We start from the raw sequence: 16806 nt of genomic DNA, 5'->3' as shown, positions 1-16806 counted from the left end.
GGCACCAGGGGCACGGCTGCAACGCCGATATACGACCTCACTCATGGTCGAGTCCCTGCCTCTCTCGCCAGGCCCGGAGAACATCGAGAGCCTTCTTGTCTCCCCAGCCGGTCCGGTCCATGACATCTCTCTTCGACCTCGGCGGAGGGTCCATGTCATTGAGCTTCGCCACCTCGGCATCGAGCTTGCTCGCCGCTCTCGCGGCCTTCTGCACCTCGGTGGATGGCACCTCCTCCAGGGTGAGGCTCAGCGGCTCCAGAGTGCCCGTGGCGGGCGTCTCGTGGTCGGGAGCGACGCGGAGCACGGCGGCCTTCTCGCCGAGGCGGAAATGGCCGTGCCGATCCTTCGACACCACCAGCTCGGCATACCCCTCGGCCCCTCGGGAGAACGGCTCCTTCATCCGCTGGATGAAAAGTGTCCCGTCGATGGCGGCACGCTTGCGCTGGGAGCCTATAGGAGACAGACTGCCTCCGCCCTCCGATGACGATTTCGTGACGTGATCTAGGACGAGGACGGCAGGCCCCTCGGGCCGAGGAGGGTGCCAGTGGGGGCGGACATCTCGGACCTTCGCCCATTTCCGCTCCTGCTCCTCGGTGACCGGAGGGCGGTGTCGAGCGATACGTCGAGGCACCGTCCGAAACCACTCGGCGACCTCCTCGTCGGCGTTCGGGTTCGCGCCGTGAGTGCTCAGGGCCTCACCTGTCGAGTCGATGACGACGAGGGACGGCTGGACTTGATCGAGCACGTGCTCCAGCACGGTCCATGCCTCCTCGTCGAGCTTGCCCTCGGGCGAGAAGTAGATGAGGTCATCCGCGAGCGTGTCCGGGTCAGCTCCAGCGGCCAGGGCGCGGGTATAGATGCCCTCGGCGGAGTCCTCGTAATCGACATAGAGGACGCTGTTTCCGCTCTCGATCTCATCGAGGGCAACCGCCATCGCCGTCCAGGACTTGCCGCTCCCGCTCTCGCCAGCGATGCCATTTACGCGACCCCGATAGAGCAAGCTGAGGGGGTCCCTGTCGTCGCCAGCAGGTAAAGCCAGGAGACCGACGGTCGGCTCCTCGGCTCGCCGCGCCCCGGTGGCAATGCCCTGTATGAGGTGCTCGGCGGTGGACGGCCTCAGCAGTCCACTGGCTCCCGAGGTCCGCCTCGGCTCCTCGGTATGCACCGCCACCGTCTCGGTCGGCTGCTTAGAGGGGAGGAGAAACAATTCGTTGCCGACCATCTCGACTACTTTCACTTTGTCGTTCGGGTCGTCTGAGCTGAAACTTGCAGACTCTTCATTGTTGGGTAGCGTTGACATCGCCCCTCCGATCAGCGGTGGGGACAAAAATTGAACCTGGATCAGGCTTCATCCTCAGCGAGGGCCTCGCTCTCGGTTCCGTCGTGCTCGATCTCGATGCCCATGTGAGAAGTGCCCTCGGTGTAGTCGGGGGCATTTTTCTGCTCTGACTGTCTCTCATGCCAGGTCCTTTCTCGCCGAGATGATCTCGGCTGATGTGCCCGGCCCACGGTCCAGCGGCTTCGTCCTTATGTTGTGTGTGGCGAGGTTCAGAAGCGTTGAGTTGCAATCGACCCGCCCCTCAATTTGCGGCGCTGCCAGTCGTCGAATGCCGCCGCGACCTCATGAGTCGAGCGGGTCGGCGCTGCCCGCCTGCGAGCCTCCTCCGCTTGCCGGGCCGCCTCGGCCTGCCGAGCCTGCTCCTCGGCCTCGCGCTGTCGTGCATCGGCCTGCCGCCGCTCCTCGGCCCTCGTTCTGTCGGCGGCGGTGATGTCGTCACGGATCAAGCGGAGTCGATGCTCTCGCTCACTGAGCACGTCGAGGCCTCCGTGCAGCGAGGAGAAGAGTCGCCACTCGATTAACCTGCTCATCGGTCAGCGTGAACGGCGCACGAGGGGCGCTCTCTGAGACGTTCTGGACCCTAGAAGTGTCCGTGTCCGTCGAGGGGGTTCTGAGCCGTCCTGCGGCCTTCTGCGCACTCATCGGCGAGCATCCGGGTGCAGGCTGTAAACCGACGCGAATTTGCCGAATGGCATTCGATCCGGACGGGCCTGGACCTTCGCTTGTGGGAGTGCTGCGAGAGCGGAGTCCATTTCGTCTCGGTCGACTACTATGCCTCGATACTCGTCGGATCGATAAGCCGGAAAATATCCCTTGGCGATGTAGTTTCGAATCGTCTGGCCGGAGCATCCCCGGTAGCTTGCGGCCTCGCCAACAGTTAGTAAGTGTCGAGATGACATGGGTGTCTGTCCTTCACTGAGAAGAACGCGCCCGAGTTTGGTCCTATGACGGCTCGCTGGGATGGGTTTGCAGGGCTTCGCTCCCCGCCTGACCTCCGCCTGATCGCCGAGCCTGTCTATCCGTCGGGCAGGCCCTCGCTAGCTTCGCGCTTGAGATTTGAGTTTAGCATTTTGGGCGTTATTAGCAAATTATGTAAGGCGGTTAGAGTAATACATTAGGTAATGCAAAAGTGTCTCCACAATCAAATCTAAGCTCTTCTTTACCGCGACCTGTCCGCCGCAGAACGCAGGGAGACTGCTGGTGACTTCGGAAAATTGAGGCTACAGTCGTCGGCATGGATGACAACTCAGACGTTCCGGGCGGCGCTCAAACCGTATGCCGTTGGATCGAAATGCTCGAAGAAGCGGATCGCCCAGAGAAGCTCTGGTGGAGCCTGGACGCGAATCTCCAGCTGGTACTTGCACAGCAATGGCTGTTTGGACCTGGCTCCCAGCATTCCTCACACGATGAGGGTTCGCGCGATGACCTCGCTGAAGAACTGTCTAGTTCGACTTCACACGAGCTATTCGAGCCGATGATTCGGGACTACATAGCTCACTGGCGTGAAGTCTATCGAGCCCTGGACTACCGGCCCGCGCTAGTCATGACGCCCGATCTCGCCGGAGTGGACTTAGAGGTAGTGTCTGTTACCTCGGATCATTATGCGGGCACTAAGGCAGCGGGAGAATCCGCTCCTGGACACACCTTCTTAACAAGGTGGGTGGACGGCCAGTGGAAGATCGCAGCACACTCGCGGCGTATCCCAGTACCAGGCTGGCCGCCAACCGAGGAAGAGATACCAGGGCTTCGTGTTGATGGCAATTAGCGGTACATTCACCAAACAGTACTCAGCAAGCTTTTCGCGTTGCAGTTTCCGTCCCATTTAAACCGAAGCTCAAACAGTCTCTGACTCAGCCCGCCCTTCGGTCATTGCGGAAAACCTCAGGTCCCGGCCACTCGCCCGAACCAAAGGGTTAGTTGTCCGCTGGAGTAATCCGAACTCGGTCCTCGCTCCAGCGGACACCGGCGCGGTCGGCGGGGCGAATCTCAACCCGAGCAACGGCAGCGAGCACGGCGCGCTGGATGTCGATGGGAGCGTCCAGGAACGCTGCACCAGGGTCCTCGGCGGAAGTCACCTTCGAGGACGCGGACCTCTGCATCGAGGCGGTGAGCCTCTGGTCGATCTCGTCGATCTGCGCCTGCACCTTGTCCGTCGATGCACGGAGTATCTTTCCCGAGATGGTGCCGTCCATGTAGTCCGCTTCGAACGTCTCCAAGCGGGTCGCCAGCTCTGCTCGACGGGCACGGTCCGCGTTAGCTTCCTCACCGTCGTCGTCGAGGGCAGCGACTATTCGGGGATCGCGTACGAGGTCGGCGACGACAGCCCGGACATATGAGTCCGTCTGCTCAGTCATCACAGTGAGGTGTGCTTGAGCCGTGCATCTGTAGAGGTACTTTCCTCGGGTCGGTGCCGGACGCATTGCGGTTCCGCACTTGCCGCAAATGTAGATGCCCGAGCCGAGCCAGCGGGTCGCGTTTCCCTGCTGGATTCGCCGCGATGGGTCAGTCAATATCTTGTAGGCAGCAGTCCACTCTTCCTCGGAGACGATGGCGGGCCACTCGGCATCTCCGAGGATGCCCGGCTCGCCATGACCAGGGTCGCCGGTCGACAGCTTGCCAGCGTTGCGAGGGCGCACGAGGACATCCCGGAGCCGTGCATATGTCCATGATCGCCCGGTCGACGTGGTCAGCTCCTCGGCGTTCAGCTCGTCGGCAATTCCTCGAAGAGACCGGCCCGCAATGATGCCCTTCGTCGCGCGGCGGATCACCTCGGCCTCGTCGTCTCTCACGGTCGCTCCGTCCTTCTCGAATCCGTAGGGCCGCTGACCGCCTCGGTACTTCCCTTCACGCGCCATCTGCGCCTTCTTAGCCTTCATACGCTCCCGAGCGTGGTCGATCTCGTGCTGAGCCGCTGCGCCGAGCATTCGGGCGACCATACGGCCCGAGGCGGTCGAGAGGTCCACTGTCCCCGAAGTCACGGTCTGCACCTTCGTGCCGTGCTCCTCTGCGACGGCAACGAATTCCTCCAGCTCGACAGTGCGGCGGTGGAGGCGGTCGGTGTGCCAGGCGATTATGCCGGTGATCTTTCCTGCCTCTACGTCGCGGAGCATCTGTCGATATTGCGGTCGAGTCCTACCCGAGTAGGCGCTTATATCGTTGTCGACGTAGACCTCGGCGACAGTCCAGCCGAGGCGGTCAGCAAGCTGTCGACAGTCTCGCTCCTGCCGCTCGACTCCGAGGCCAGCTCCTGCGCGGTCTCGACTGATCCGGGCGTAGATGGCGGCTTTGATCGTGGGGTCGTTTGCTTCTGCGTTCATATGTCAATTCTAAGGTTTTGACCTCTCACAGCCGTTCGTCGACGCGATGCTCCCTGACGGATCTCGACTCCACGTCGTCCTCCCCGACATCACCCGGTCCTCCCCCGCCGTGAACATCCGCAAGTTCATCCAGCGACCGAGGAACCTCGCCGGGCTGGTCGCCCAAGGCAGCCTCAGCCAGGCGGCGGCGCGGTTCCTCGACGCCGCGGTCGCGTGCGGTGCCAACATCCTCGTCTCGGGGGCAACACAGGCGGGCAAGACGACAATGCTCAACGCCCTCGCCGGCTCGATTCCCTCCCGCGAGCGCATCATCAGCTGCGAGGAGGTCTTCGAACTCAATCTCCCCAGCCGCGACTGGGTGCCGATGCAGTGTCGTCAACCCTCACTCGAGGGCACCGGCGAAGTCACCCTCCGCGCCCTCGTCAAGGAGGCGCTGCGGATGCGACCGACACGCATCATCGTCGGCGAGGTCCGCGAAGCCGAGAGCCTCGACCTCCTCGTCGCGCTCAATTCGGGCCTGCCGGGAATGGGGACGATCCACGCGAACTCCGCCCGCGCCGCGATCACGAAGATCTCCACCCTTCCCCTCCTCGCCGGGTCGAACATCTCCTCAGCCTTCGTTGTGCCCACCGTCGCGGTGAGCATCGACCTCGTCGTCCACCTGCGCAGGGACGCAACCGGGGTCAGGCTGGTCAGCGAGATCTGCGCCGTGCCCGGCGGAGTCGAAGGCGATGTCATCGAACTCGACACGATCTTCCATTCGCCCCAGGGCACGCTCGTCCGCGGACAGGGGTTCGGCCACCTCGGCGAGCGATTCGCGATGATCGGCAAGGACCTCCACTCACTCCTGGAAGCGGCATGAGCTACTCGCAGCTGAGCCTGCTCATCGGCGCCTGTCTGGGGGCCGGGCTGCTGCTCGTCTGGATGTCACTGTGGGAGCGGAAGCCGGCCACGCGAACGCAGCGGCGGTGGGTCCGCGAACTCGACGACATGCTCACGGCCGCGGGCTTCCCGCGGATGCATCCGATCCACCTCGTCCTCCTCACGGTCGCGGTCCTCACCGTCGTCACGATCGTCGCCACCGCACTGACGGGGTCCTGGGCGATCGCACTCTGCTTCGGCCTCTTCGCCTCATGGCTGCCCTACCGGTACCTGCAGCACCGCGCCCGAAGCAAACAGGTCCTCCGTCGCGAACTCTGGCCCGAGACCCTCGATCACCTCAACTCGGGCGTGCGGGCAGGACTCTCCCTCCCCGAAGCCCTCGGCTCGCTGGCCCATCGCGGACCCGAGCCCCTGCGTCCGCTCTTCGAGGTCTTCGCCGAGGAGTACCGCGCCAGCGGATCCTTCGCGATCGCGCTCGAGAGATTCCGGCAGGTCGCCGCCGACCCGGTCGCCGACAGGATCGTCGCGGCTCTGAGCGTGACGAGACAGGTCGGCGGCAGCGATCTCGGCACGATGCTGCGAGCACTCGCCCAGTTCGTCCGTGACGACGCGCGTACCCGCAACGAACTCTCCGCGCGTCAGCAGTGGACGGTCAACGGCGCCCGCCTCGCCGTCGCCGCTCCGTGGGTGGTCCTCGCCTTCCTCTCGACGCGACCGGAGACCGCAGCCGCGTACAACTCTCAGGCCGGACTCGTCCTCCTCTGCGCCGGATTCGCCGTCTCGCTCCTCGCCTACCAGGCGATGAAGAAGATCGGCCGACTCCCACAGGAACCGCGGGTCATCGCGGGCTCCTCGCTCACCCGCTCCCCGTTCCCCCGCGGCCCCGAAGCGGGTGGGACCGCATGAATGCGCTCACCGATCCTCTCACCGTCCTCATCCTCGGCACCGTCAACGGGTTGGCACTCGCATTCTTCGTCCTCTCGCTGCCGCCGCTGCGCCGCCCCACCCTCTCGGCGAGGATCGCACCATACCTGCGCGACCAGGAATCGCTCGTCGACATCTACGCCCCACCGACTCCGCGCCGAGAGGGCCTCATCGGGGTCCTCACCTCAACCGCGATGACGGCATCGGTGTGGATCACCTCGCGGATCACCACCGATGCGACGCTCAGTCGGCGGATCAGCCGCCTCGGCGGGCGGACATCGATCGAACGGTTCCGGACGAATCAGATCCTCAGCATCCTCACCGGCATGATCGTCGGCGGCGGCCTCGCCGCGCTCATCGCCGCTCAGCGCGGGTTCTCCCCTATCGTCGTCATCGTCCTCGTCATCAGCGGCGGCGTCGCCGGACACATCGTCAACGACTGGCGCCTGAGCCAGGCGATCGCGCGCCACGAATCGCGCATCCTCGCCGAGTTTCCCACGGTCGCCGAACTCCTCACCCTCTCCATCACCGCCGGAGAGGGAATCGTCGAAGCACTCGAACGGGTGTGCCGGACGTGTTCGGGCGACCTCGTCGACGAACTGCGCACCGCGCTCGCCGCGACCCGGACCGGCACCCCGCTCGTCGAGGCGCTCGACCAGATGGCCACACGCATCGCGATCCCCGAGATCGTCCAGTTCGTCGACGGCCTCGCCGTCTCGATGACCCGGGGCACACCGCTCGCCGAGGTGCTCCGTGCACAGGCCGCCGACGTCCGGGAGCAGTCCCGGCGCCGCCTCCTCGAACTCTCCGGACGCAAGGAGATCGGCATGCTCATCCCCGTCGTCGTCTTCGTCCTGCCCGTCACCGTGATCTTCGCGGTCTTCCCCTCCCTCGCCGTGCTCGACCTCAGTCCCTGAACCCCCCCCCCCCCCCCCCCCCCCCCCCCCCCCCCCACACCACGCCCTCACAACCCCAGCATCCACCTCCCCTCGACCCACCTGCACCCCCTCTCCCTCCCCCCCCCCCCCCCCCGCAGAGAGAACCCACCCCATGAAGGAGACCCGATGTTCCATCACCTCATGACCCGCCTGACCCTGCTCACGCTCGGCTGGGCAGATGACGACCAGGCATCTCCGGGAGGCCGTGCCCTCCCCCGACGCACCGCTGGTCACCGCCGGCGGACCGTCACCGGCCCCGGTTCGGGCTTTTCCCCTGCGCGAACCGACCGTGACCGCCCTGATCGCGGAGACGTCCCCGGCTGGGTGCTCATCACCCTGATGACCGCCGGGCTCGTCGTCGCCCTGTGGGCACTCGCCGGTGAGGCCTTCACGACGATGTTCGAGGACGCGATGAACAAGGTCAGAGGTGCCGGGTGAGCCCACCGTCGCGCCGAGACCGCTGCGAGGGCGGCGACACCGGGTCAGCGATCGCGGAGTTCGCTCTCGTCGCCTCCCTTCTCTCCCTCGTCCTCGCCGGTGCGCTGCAGATCGGCTTGGTCATCCACGTCCGCAACACCGTCATCGATTCGGCCATCGCCGGAGCCAGGCAGGCCGGGCTCGCCGACCAGACCGCGAGCGACGGGAGACGACTGACCGCCGAGCTCATCACCACGTCCCTCGGCAGCCGATACGCCGAGAAGATCACTGTGGCCTCGGAGAGCCGGGACGGAGTCGAGATCGTCGAGGTCAGTGTCCGCACACCGCTGCCGGTCGTCGGACTCTGGGGGCCCGCCGAGGTGTGGGAGCTGAGCGGACGGTCCCTCGTCGAGGACGTCGACCGTGACTGAGGTCGTCGACAGGGCCGCCGATCGGGCGGACTCGGGAACCGCCGTCGTTGAGTTCATCTTCGCCGCGGTCGTCCTGCTCATTCCCGTCGTCTACCTCATGCTCGCGCTCTCCCAGCTGCAGGCCGCCAGCTACGCCACCACCTCGGCGGCGGTATCGGCCTCCCGGATCGCAGCGAGGGATGCGAACCCCTCGGAACAGCGCGCCGAGGATGTCGCCGCCATGCACTTCGCCGACTTCGGGCTCCGCGACGTCCCCATCTCGATCGCCTACTCATGCTCGGGACCCTGTGGACAAGCAGGCTCGCTCGTCACCGCCACCGTCGAGACGAAGGTCCCGCTGCCGGGGATTCCCCTGCTCTTCGGATCCGCGAACTCCCCGCACATCACCATGCGGGCCTCGCACACCGACGTCGTCGCAACCTCGGGAGAGGGGTGAGCCGTGGAGTCTGCGCGCACCGCAGACGCGGTATCGGTCGACCGGCACGGGTCGGACCGCGGGTCGATCACGCCGCTGGCCATCGGATTCGTCGTCATCGCTCTCCTGCTGGCGTTCCTCATCGCTGCCCTCACCGATCTCCATATGGCCCGGCGGGAACTCCAGGCGGTGGCGGACTCCGCGGCACTGGCCGCCTCCGATTCCTTCGAGCCCGCCCCGGGTGACGACCCCGGACTCGTGTTCTCTCCGGACGCCGCCGAACGCGCAGCCGTCCGCTACGTCGCCTCCGTCGACACCCCCGACGACCTGCGCAACATCGGCGTCGACGCCGACGTCGACGGCGAACACTCGGTGGTCATCCGCCTCCGCGCCGACTACATCCCAGCGGTTCTCTCCCCCTTCGTTCCCCGCTTCATCGACCTCAGCGCCACCGCCTACGCGCGAGGGTCGCTGCGGATCTCCTGACTCGGCGATCGCAATCCCCGCGCTCCTCTGCCACCCGACGGCGACTGGTGCTCGATTCCCTGTGGATCGCGATCCCACTCGTGAGCCCGAACTCTGTGGACGCTCAGCGGGAATCCACAGGGGTGCGCAACGGGGTTGGCACCACGGTGCTGGTCGGCAACGCTGTGACGATGAGGACGACCGGAGTGCTCCAGACCATCGATCGCAGCGCCCACGTTCGCACCGACATCCTCGATGCCGACGGCGATCTGCCGCTGCTCGACGTCCTCTCGACCGTCCTCGGCAGACCTGTTTCCGTCGACGAGGTGGCCGCCGCCGATCGTCCTGGCGACCTCCCGTCGGCGGACCCTGACATGGCCGAGGGCGAGCGCCACAGCATCCGCACACCGACGTGGGCCGAGTGGCGGGCGGACCACCCGGTCACCGTGATCGGCGCCCACCGGTTCCATCGCGGGAGCGGACCGACGAGCGTCGCGGTCGTCGCCGGTCCGGATTCGGGGTTCGATCTGCACATCGATCCCAGGACGACCCTGCTCAGCCGCGTCCCGACCGACGGAGCGCTCCTCCTCGCCGATCCCTGTCTCTCCCGCTCGCCCACCCTCCTCGATCTCGGCGCCTCAGGGACCCACACCGTGATCGGATCCTCGATCGTCGTTCCCGGATCCGTCCTCGACCGGGTCGGGCGCGGTGCACCGCCCCCTCCGCCGTCAGGAATCGGTGGACGCGACACCGTCCACGTCGCCCCGGCCGCGGTCGAGGAGCCGCGCCCGGCCCGGCCCCCGCAGTGGTGGGCATTCCTCATCCCGATCGGAATCGGCATCGCCCTCGCCCTGCTCACGGGCATGTGGTGGTTCCTCCTCTTCAGCCTGTCTGCGCCCCTGTCCGGCTACCTTGCCCACATCGTCGAGAAGCGTCGATTCACGCGCGAGAGCGCCCAACACCTCGTCGACACCGCTCTCGCGCTCGACGCGGCCGTCACCCGTGCCGAGGGCCTCGTCGGCGCACGCCGTCGTGACGCCATGGAGATCCCCGGACTGTGCCTCGGGTTCGGGCCGAGCATCAGTCGCATCAGCATCGCACCGGAGTTGGCCGACCGCATCGATCACTTCGACGAGCACGCCGTCATCGCAGACACTCCGATCTCGGTCGACCCGCGAGTGACCTCGATCGTCGTCACCGGTGAGCACGACCTCCTGCTGTCGATGCTCCTGGCCTGGCTTGCCGATCGGCGGTGGGAATGGAGACTTTCGGCGAACCTCGAACGCCGCCCCGAACTCGTCGGGTTCGCTGCCGCCTCCGGGACCGCAACGGCCACCGACCCTCGCACGTCAGCGGGAATCGCCCTCGACATCGACAGCACCGGAACATGCGCCATCCTCCGTCTGGAGGCACCCGCACCGACCGCCACGGTCGCCTTCGTACTCAGCAGGCTCGGCCGGGCCCGGACGACGACGTCGACTGCCCCCGACGGCCCGGTCCCGGGGAGGCAGTTCACCGCCAGCCTCATGCCGCCGGGCCGATTTCACAGCCTCGTGTCCGGCAGCTCACCGCCGGCGACGGCAGTCGACCTCCACCACGGTCTCGCCGACCACTACGACGACTCTCCGTCGTCGATCATCGGTCGGTGGGACGCACGATCCCACCGTCCCGTGATCGTCGGAAGAGGCTCCGCGGGAGCGGTGAGCATCGACCTCTTCCGGGACGGACCCCATGCCCTCGTCGCCGGCACGACAGGCAGCGGGAAGTCGCTGCTCCTCCAGACCTGGCTCCTGGGCCTGGCGCTCGAGCACTCTCCCGACCAGGTCGCGTTCATCCTCATCGACTTCAAGGGAGGAGCCACCTTCGCGCCGCTTGAAGCGCTGCCTCACACCGACAGCGTCCTCGACGACTTCGACTCCGCCGCCGCCTTAAGGGCGCTCGTCTCCGTTCGGGCGGAGATCACGCGCCGCGAGCGACTGCTCGCCGCCCATGGCCGCGCCTCGATCGACGACCTCGCCGACCCTCCACCCCGCCTCGTCGTCGTCATCGACGAATTCCATGCCCTCATGTCGACCCACCCCCGTGCCGCCGACCTCCTCGAACATCTCACCGCCCTCGGGCGGTCGCTGGGTGTCCACCTCATCCTCGCCACCCAGCGGCCGCTCGGCATCGTCACCGGTCAGATGAAGGCGAACATCAACATCCGGATCTGCCTGCGGGTCCGCGACGACGCTGACTCCCTCGACGTCATCGGAGTTCCCGACGCCGCCCACCTGCCGCCTGCGTGCCCTGGGACAGCGCTGCTCGATGCCGGATCCTCTCTCACCCGCTTCCGCGTGGCTGTCCCCTTCGCCGAGGCGGTCGCCGACCCCGGCCCGCACCGCCCGCGACTGCGACCGTGGAGTCCCGGGTGCGACGCCGGGTCGACCACCGGCGATGTCCGGGGGATATCGGTCGATCGCCTCGTCGACGCCCACCGTCGTGCCTCACCGACGACGGCGGTGAGTCAGGGTCGAGTGGTGCGCCCGCCTCTGCCCGACACCGATGGAGTCGCCGCCCGAGCGGCAAGCCTCGACGGGTCGGCAGCGGGCCGGGACCAGTTGGCACCGCGACCGCCGTTCACGGGAATCGTCGACATTCCCGCCGAACAGAGTCAGTACGTATGGACCTTTGATCCACACGTCGACGGCTCGGTCGCCGTCATCGGCGATCCCGGCTCCGACGTCGCCGCAGCTCTCGCACAGATGGCGGCCAGTGCCTCGGTTACCCATCGCATCGTCGCCCTCGGTCGCATCGCCGAGATCATCGACTGGGCGTCGATCCGATGCGGTACGGCCTCAGGATGGCGGCTCCATGTCGTCATCGATCATCTTTCCCGGACGACCGAGAGTGCGGGCAGGCCGGAGCCGACGCTCGTCGTCTGCGACCACTGGAGCGAACTCGTCGACTCCCTCGACCACCGAACGGCGGGAGCCCTCGAGCGTCTCCTCGCCCACGCGCCGGGCTTCGGGCTCACCTTCCTCCTCGCCGGATGCCGTTCGGCGCTGCTGAGCACGTCGACCTTCCCGACGAGAGTGACCTTCCCACCGAGCAACGGCGGCGACGGACTGAGCGTCGGGCTCTCCCGGCAGCGCTTCGTCGGGACATGGCCGCGCCTGCGTGCGGTCCTCACCGGCCCCCGCGTTGCAGCGACCGGCAGTGAGGGCGCCGACCTGCAACTCAGACTCTTCGCCCCGCACGCCCCCGACATCGGCGACATCCCTGGCACTCAGACCCCGGTCAATCGGACTCCGGCCAGTCGGACCCCGGCCACCCAGGCTCATGCCGTGGCCGGCGGGTCATGCGCGAACACCTTATCCCGGCTCAAAGCTCAACCCCGGTGGCACGGTCTCGACGATGACCGCTGCCTCGACGACGCGACTGCCGAGGCGATCCGCCGATGGGGAAAGGGAACGGTTCCACTTGGTGTCGACCCTTTCGGCGCCGTCGTCGACTGGGACCCCGCCCGAGACGGCTCCGTGCTCACCGTGCGCGGCTCCCCGAAGAGCGGGCGGACCGAACTGGCACAGAGGATGCTGGCAGCCGGTCGGGACATCCATATCACCGACGATGCGCACCTGCTCGGTGACGCGGCCGCTCTCGACCTCCGTGACGGCGGGCTTCATGTCGTGACGATGCCGGTGCGCTTCATTCCCGGGTACGGTTCGCCCCTGAGCAGAGCGCACACCCTCGGCCCGATGCTGGTGATCGGCAACCACACCCGACAGGACCTCAGTGATCTGGGAATCCTCGGTCTGCCTCCGCTCGACGGCACCCCGGGAACCGGATGGCTCGTCACCGAGGAGCGCACCCGCGCGGTCAGACTGTTCCGAGCTGCGGCGATGTCGGACCCGTCTCAGTGCGTATCGGCAGGAGGTCCCGTGAGCGTCTCATAACGGTAGAGTTCACTCGCCTGGCCGGCGGCGAGGAGCCGATCGGTGAGTGCGGAGACCACCGGCATCCCGCTCGTCACCTCGATGACGACATCGGCGTCGACCGAGAGCCTCGCGAGCAGCAGCTCGGCGTCGGCGACCGCCGCCTCGAACTGCTCGGGTGATGCGTCGGCGACGTCCTCGCGGGTCTCGAACATCGAGCCGAGGATGAGTTCCGTCGCCGGCTCCTCCTCGGCGTTCCCGGGCAGGTTCGCCGAGGCATCCTGGGCACCGCCGACCGGTGCAGGCTCGGCTTCGCGGGCATAGGAGACGGCGAAGGCACTCAGCCCGCTCGCCGCATCGCTGCCGGAACCGGCCGCCGCGGAATCGCTCGTGAGCAGGGCCGCACCGTGGGCACCGGCGGCCTCGGAGAGGAACGCCGTGGCCACCTGGCCGATCGTCAGCGGCGCGACCGCATCATCACGGTTGACCGCCGCGTACCACTGAGCGAACGCCTTCGTCAGCTTGACCGAGCCCGTCGAGACGATCTCGAGGTCCTCAGCGCGGCCGCCGCCGCTCGGCGGCAGAGCACCAGCGGGAACCTTGATCACCCGCGTCGTCGTCAGCGGCACGAAGCCGAGCGCCTCGGCGAACTCCTCACCGCCGCTGCCCGCCTCGACCCGGGCACGGAGATCGAGGCCTTCGAGAGCGGTGCCCGCGGTCTCGGCGGTGACCGCCTCGAAGAGCTCGCGTCCGAGGCCGTGCCCGCGCTCCTCGGCGGCGACCTCGACGTTCACCCACGCTCGGTGCGGGTGGAGCGGGGATTCCATGATCGCTGCGGCACCGACGGGGACACCGGGGACCACCTCGGCGAGGACGGAGCGCAGCAGCGGCGAGTCGGAGGCCGGCCGGAACAGGGAGCGGGCCATGTGAGCGGCTGGAGTCGGGGCATCGGCGAACACCTCGTTCAGTCGCAGATCGTCACCGTCGGCAAGTGGTCTGATCGGCATGGGAAGCGCTCCTAGCGGCATGTCAGATGTTGATAATCTTGGCGTCATGACTGACTTAAGCGATCCTACCGCCGCCGCACAGGCAGCGGCCACGACCATCAACTCCGCCGCCGGGATCGACTCCCACGACATCGCCCTCGTCCTCGGATCCGGATGGGGTGGAGCAGCCGAGCTGCTCGGCGAAACGGTCAGTGAGATCCCCGCCGCCGAAGTCCCCGGCTTCCACGCCCCGGCCGTCGCCGGACACGGCGCGACCCTGCGGACGGTCCGGATCGAATCGAGCGGGAAGTACGCCCTTGTCCTCGGCTCGCGCACCCACTACTACGAAGGCAAGGGCGTGCGCGCCGTCGCCCACGGGGTGCGCACAGCCGCAGCCGCCGGTTGTCAGAGCCTAGTCCTCACCAACGGCTGCGGCGGACTCAACCGGAACTGGAAACCCGGCACCCCGGTCCTCATCTCCGACCACATCAACCTCACCGGCACCTCCCCCATCGAGGGCGCGAACTTCGTCGACCTCACCGACCTCTACTCCCCGCGCATGCGCGGCATCGCCAAGGAGATCGACCCCACCCTCGATGAGGGTGTCTACGCCCAGTTCTCCGGCCCCCACTACGAGACACCCGCCGAGGTGCGCATGGCCGGGATCCTCGGCGCCGACCTCGTCGGCATGTCGACGACGCTCGAGGCCATCGCCGCCCGGCAGGCAGAACTCGAGCTCATGGGCATCTCGCTCGTGACGAACCTCGCCGCCGGCATCCAGGAGACCCCGCTCTCCCACGCCGAGGTCATCGAGGCCGGTGCCGCTGCCGCTCCGCGGATCTCCCGGCTGCTCGCCGACATCGTCGGAAAGCTCTGAGACATGAGTGCCTCGACCGAACGCGTCGCCGACCGCTTCACGCAGGGATTCGACGCCGAGACCGTCCGCGCCTGGATCGCCGATGACCCCGATGAGGAGACCGCGACGTCATTGACGAGCATCCTCGCCGAGGCGGAGGCCGGGGATGCGGCGGCGCTCGCCGACCTCGAGGACCGGTTCTCAGGTCCCCTCGTCTTCGGCACCGCGGGACTGCGCGGGGAGATCGCCGCGGGGCCGAACCGGATGAACCGTTCGGTCGTCATCCGCGCCGCCGCCGGCCTCTCGGCGTTCCTCGCCGAGACCGTGGGACCGGGCTTCCGCGTCGTCATCGGCTGCGACGCCCGCTACAAGTCGGCCGACTTCGCCCGGGACACCGCCGCCGTCGTCACCGCCGCCGGTGGTGTGGCCATCCAGCTGCCCGAGCAGCTGCCGACCCCGCTCACCGCGTTCGCGCTCACCCACTTACGGGCCGACGCCGCGGTCATGGTCACCGCCAGCCACAATCCGCCCGCCGACAACGGCTACAAGGTCTATCTCGGTGAGCGTCCGCTGCTCGCGATCGAGCCCGACGCCGCGACCGCCCGGGCAGGTGCCGGAGCCCAGATCGTCCCACCCGCAGATGCGCTCATCGCGGAGAGGATCGCCGAGGTGCCCTCCGTCGCCTCGGTCCCGCGCGCCGAATCCGGGTGGGAGCTCCTCGACTCCTCGATCGTCGACTCCTACCTCGAGTCCATCGAAGCCCTCGGGGTCCGCTCGAGCGCCGACCTGCGGATCGTCCTCACCTCCCTCCACGGTGTCGGTGCCGGAGTCGCCGAGGCGGCCCTCGCCCTCACCGGGTTCTCCGACGTCCACCCGGTGTCGAGTCAGCAGGCCCCAGACCCCGACTTCCCGACCGTGACCTTCCCCAACCCGGAGGAGGCCGGTGCGCTCGACGAGTCGTACGCTCTGGCCCAGGAGATCGGCGCCGACCTCATCATCGCCAACGACCCCGATGCGGACCGGTTCTCCGCGGCGATCCCCGACGCGACGGCACCGACTGGGTTCCGGCAGCTGACCGGCGACGAGGTGGGACTCCTCCTCGGCGAGGACATCGCCGCCCGCCTGGCGGCCGAAGCACCGACCTCCATCCCGCCCGCGCCGGAGTCGCAGACGACCCCCGTCTTCGCGAACTCGATCGTCTCCTCCCGCGGACTCGCCGCCGCCGTGCGCGCTCACGGGTTCTCCGCCGTGCAGACGCTCACCGGCTTCAAGTGGATCTCCCGCGTGCCCGGGCTCGTCTTCGGCTACGAGGAGGCGCTCGGCTACTGCGTCGATCCGAGCGTCGTCCGCGACAAGGACGGCATCTCCGCAGCCGTGACGTTCGCCGCTCTCGCCTCCCGTCTCAAGCAGGAGGGCTCGTCGATCGAGGCCGAACTCGACCGGATCCGCTCCCGCGACGGGTACTACGCGACGGCTCCGCTGAGCTTCCGCCTCGACGACGTCTCGCTCATCGCCGCGGCGATGGCGAAGCTGCGGGAGAACCCGCCGGCGATGTTGGCCGGCTCCCCCGTCGTCGCGGTCCACGACCTCTCGAGCGGTTTCGACGGCCTGCCGCCGACCGACGGCATCCTCCTGCTCTCGGAGTCGGATTCCCGGGTCATCGTCCGGCCCTCGGGCACAGAGCCCAAACTCAAGTGCTACCTCGAGGTCGTCGGGACTCCGGAGCTCGCCGAGGCGGCCCGGGCAGAAGACGACCGTGCCCTCTCCGCCGCCGGTCTCTCGGCCGGGACCTCCTCGGCGAGTGCGGCCCTGGGTCCGGCGCTGCGCGAACGGCTGTCGACGATCTCCGCGGAGCTCAAGGCCTACTTCGGCCTCTGAGCCGAAGCACGGTGGACACGGCGCATGGACCGTGTCCGTGCGGG

General features: G+C 67.5%; 15 protein-coding genes and 1 pseudogene. 11 read left to right on the top strand and 5 right to left on the bottom strand.

Translation table 11 applies throughout. The features are described 5' to 3' along the window. Positions 1–37: 37 nt before the first annotated feature. The 3 genes from BC102111_RS14590 to BC102111_RS18230 form a co-directional block, all read right to left on the bottom strand. Positions 38–1300, bottom strand: a complete 1263-nt coding sequence (locus tag BC102111_RS14590) for an AAA family ATPase (protein WP_101624722.1) — start codon at positions 1298–1300, stop codon at positions 38–40. 248 nt (positions 1301–1548) lie between these two features. Beyond that, complete coding sequence (locus BC102111_RS17835; protein WP_180960657.1) at positions 1549–1785, bottom strand: hypothetical protein; 237 nt, start codon at positions 1783–1785, stop codon at positions 1549–1551. Positions 1786–1977: 192 nt separating this feature from the next. After that, entirely contained in the window at positions 1978–2238 is a 261-nt protein-coding gene (locus BC102111_RS18230; RefSeq protein WP_146001439.1) for a helix-turn-helix transcriptional regulator, read from the bottom strand. Between the two features lie 335 nt (positions 2239–2573). Here BC102111_RS18230 and BC102111_RS17605 point away from each other — a divergent pair, with 335 nt between their 5' ends. Continuing rightward, positions 2574–3104: a hypothetical protein gene (locus BC102111_RS17605; RefSeq protein ID WP_146001438.1), complete on the top strand. Its 531-nt coding sequence runs from the start codon at positions 2574–2576 to the stop codon at positions 3102–3104. Positions 3105–3252: 148 nt separating this feature from the next. Here the strand turns inward: BC102111_RS17605 and BC102111_RS14580 are convergent, their stop codons facing one another. Next, positions 3253–4656 (bottom strand): recombinase family protein, encoded by a 1404-nt coding sequence (locus BC102111_RS14580; protein ID WP_101624720.1) that lies wholly within the window; start codon positions 4654–4656, stop codon positions 3253–3255. A 19-nt stretch (positions 4657–4675) separates the two neighbouring features. Here BC102111_RS14580 and BC102111_RS14575 point away from each other — a divergent pair. From BC102111_RS14575 to BC102111_RS14540, 8 genes and pseudogenes are all read left to right on the top strand, one after another. Continuing rightward, positions 4676–5518: pseudogene (locus tag BC102111_RS14575) on the top strand (TadA family conjugal transfer-associated ATPase); the annotation flags it as partial. Continuing rightward, positions 5515–6444, top strand: coding sequence for a type II secretion system F family protein (locus BC102111_RS14570; RefSeq protein ID WP_095376466.1), 930 nt, complete (start codon positions 5515–5517; stop codon positions 6442–6444). The pseudogene BC102111_RS14575 and the gene BC102111_RS14570, both read left to right, overlap by 4 nt. Beyond that, entirely contained in the window at positions 6441–7379 is a 939-nt protein-coding gene (locus BC102111_RS14565; RefSeq protein WP_009376023.1) for a type II secretion system F family protein, read from the top strand. The genes BC102111_RS14570 and BC102111_RS14565 overlap by 4 nt, the downstream gene beginning before the upstream one ends. Before the next feature lie 177 nt (positions 7380–7556). Next, positions 7557–7838: a hypothetical protein gene (locus BC102111_RS14560; protein ID WP_373270485.1), complete on the top strand. Its 282-nt coding sequence runs from the start codon at positions 7557–7559 to the stop codon at positions 7836–7838. Continuing rightward, on the top strand, positions 7835–8248 hold the full coding sequence (locus tag BC102111_RS14555; RefSeq protein WP_009376027.1) for a TadE/TadG family type IV pilus assembly protein: 414 nt from the start codon (positions 7835–7837) through the stop codon (positions 8246–8248). The genes BC102111_RS14560 and BC102111_RS14555 overlap by 4 nt, the downstream gene beginning before the upstream one ends. Next, entirely contained in the window at positions 8241–8684 is a 444-nt protein-coding gene (locus BC102111_RS14550; protein WP_009376029.1) for a hypothetical protein, read from the top strand. The genes BC102111_RS14555 and BC102111_RS14550 overlap by 8 nt, the downstream gene beginning before the upstream one ends. 3 nt (positions 8685–8687) lie before the next feature. Then, on the top strand, positions 8688–9149 hold the full coding sequence (locus BC102111_RS14545) for a pilus assembly protein TadG-related protein (RefSeq protein WP_009376031.1): 462 nt from the start codon (positions 8688–8690) through the stop codon (positions 9147–9149). Between the two features lie 170 nt (positions 9150–9319). Next, complete coding sequence (locus BC102111_RS14540) at positions 9320–13063, top strand: FtsK/SpoIIIE domain-containing protein (protein WP_146001437.1); 3744 nt, start codon at positions 9320–9322, stop codon at positions 13061–13063. Here the strand turns inward: BC102111_RS14540 and BC102111_RS14535 are convergent. Then, the gene (locus tag BC102111_RS14535) at positions 13024–14049 is read right to left on the bottom strand and encodes a GNAT family N-acetyltransferase (protein ID WP_101624717.1); all 1026 of its coding nucleotides are present in this window, start codon (positions 14047–14049) and stop codon (positions 13024–13026) included. The two genes, BC102111_RS14540 and BC102111_RS14535, sit on opposite strands and share 40 nt — an antisense overlap. Positions 14050–14095: 46 nt before the next feature. Between BC102111_RS14535 and BC102111_RS14530 the strand changes: the two genes are divergently transcribed. Continuing rightward, entirely contained in the window at positions 14096–14905 is an 810-nt protein-coding gene (locus tag BC102111_RS14530; RefSeq protein ID WP_101624716.1) for a purine-nucleoside phosphorylase, read from the top strand. A 3-nt stretch (positions 14906–14908) separates the two neighbouring features. Further along, on the top strand, positions 14909–16762 hold the full coding sequence (locus tag BC102111_RS14525; RefSeq protein WP_101624715.1) for a phospho-sugar mutase: 1854 nt from the start codon (positions 14909–14911) through the stop codon (positions 16760–16762). Positions 16763–16806 lie beyond the last annotated feature (44 nt).

The organism is Brevibacterium casei CIP 102111 (assembly GCF_900169275.1).
In the GTDB taxonomy this organism is placed as follows: Bacteria; Actinomycetota; Actinomycetes; order Actinomycetales; family Brevibacteriaceae; genus Brevibacterium; species Brevibacterium casei.
Note: the sequence above shows the minus strand (reverse complement) of the source record. Positions and strands in the feature narration are given on the sequence as shown.

Excerpts from the sequence above, each read along its gene's own strand:
- BC102111_RS14580 (WP_101624720.1), bottom strand. The coding sequence starts at position 4,656 with ATGAACGCAGAAGCAAACGACCCCACGATCAAAGCCGCCATCTACGCC.
- BC102111_RS14570 (WP_095376466.1), top strand. The coding sequence starts at position 5,515 with ATGAGCTACTCGCAGCTGAGCCTGCTCATCGGCGCCTGTCTGGGGGCC.
- BC102111_RS14525 (WP_101624715.1), top strand. The coding sequence starts at position 14,909 with ATGAGTGCCTCGACCGAACGCGTCGCCGACCGCTTCACGCAGGGATTC.
- BC102111_RS14535 (WP_101624717.1), bottom strand. The coding sequence starts at position 14,049 with ATGCCGATCAGACCACTTGCCGACGGTGACGATCTGCGACTGAACGAG.
- BC102111_RS14540 (WP_146001437.1), top strand. The coding sequence starts at position 9,320 with ATGAGGACGACCGGAGTGCTCCAGACCATCGATCGCAGCGCCCACGTT.
- BC102111_RS17605 (WP_146001438.1), top strand. The coding sequence starts at position 2,574 with ATGGATGACAACTCAGACGTTCCGGGCGGCGCTCAAACCGTATGCCGT.
- BC102111_RS14530 (WP_101624716.1), top strand. The coding sequence starts at position 14,096 with ATGACTGACTTAAGCGATCCTACCGCCGCCGCACAGGCAGCGGCCACG.
- BC102111_RS14590 (WP_101624722.1), bottom strand. The coding sequence starts at position 1,300 with ATGTCAACGCTACCCAACAATGAAGAGTCTGCAAGTTTCAGCTCAGAC.
- BC102111_RS14565 (WP_009376023.1), top strand. The coding sequence starts at position 6,441 with ATGAATGCGCTCACCGATCCTCTCACCGTCCTCATCCTCGGCACCGTC.
- BC102111_RS18230 (WP_146001439.1), bottom strand. The coding sequence starts at position 2,238 with ATGTCATCTCGACACTTACTAACTGTTGGCGAGGCCGCAAGCTACCGG.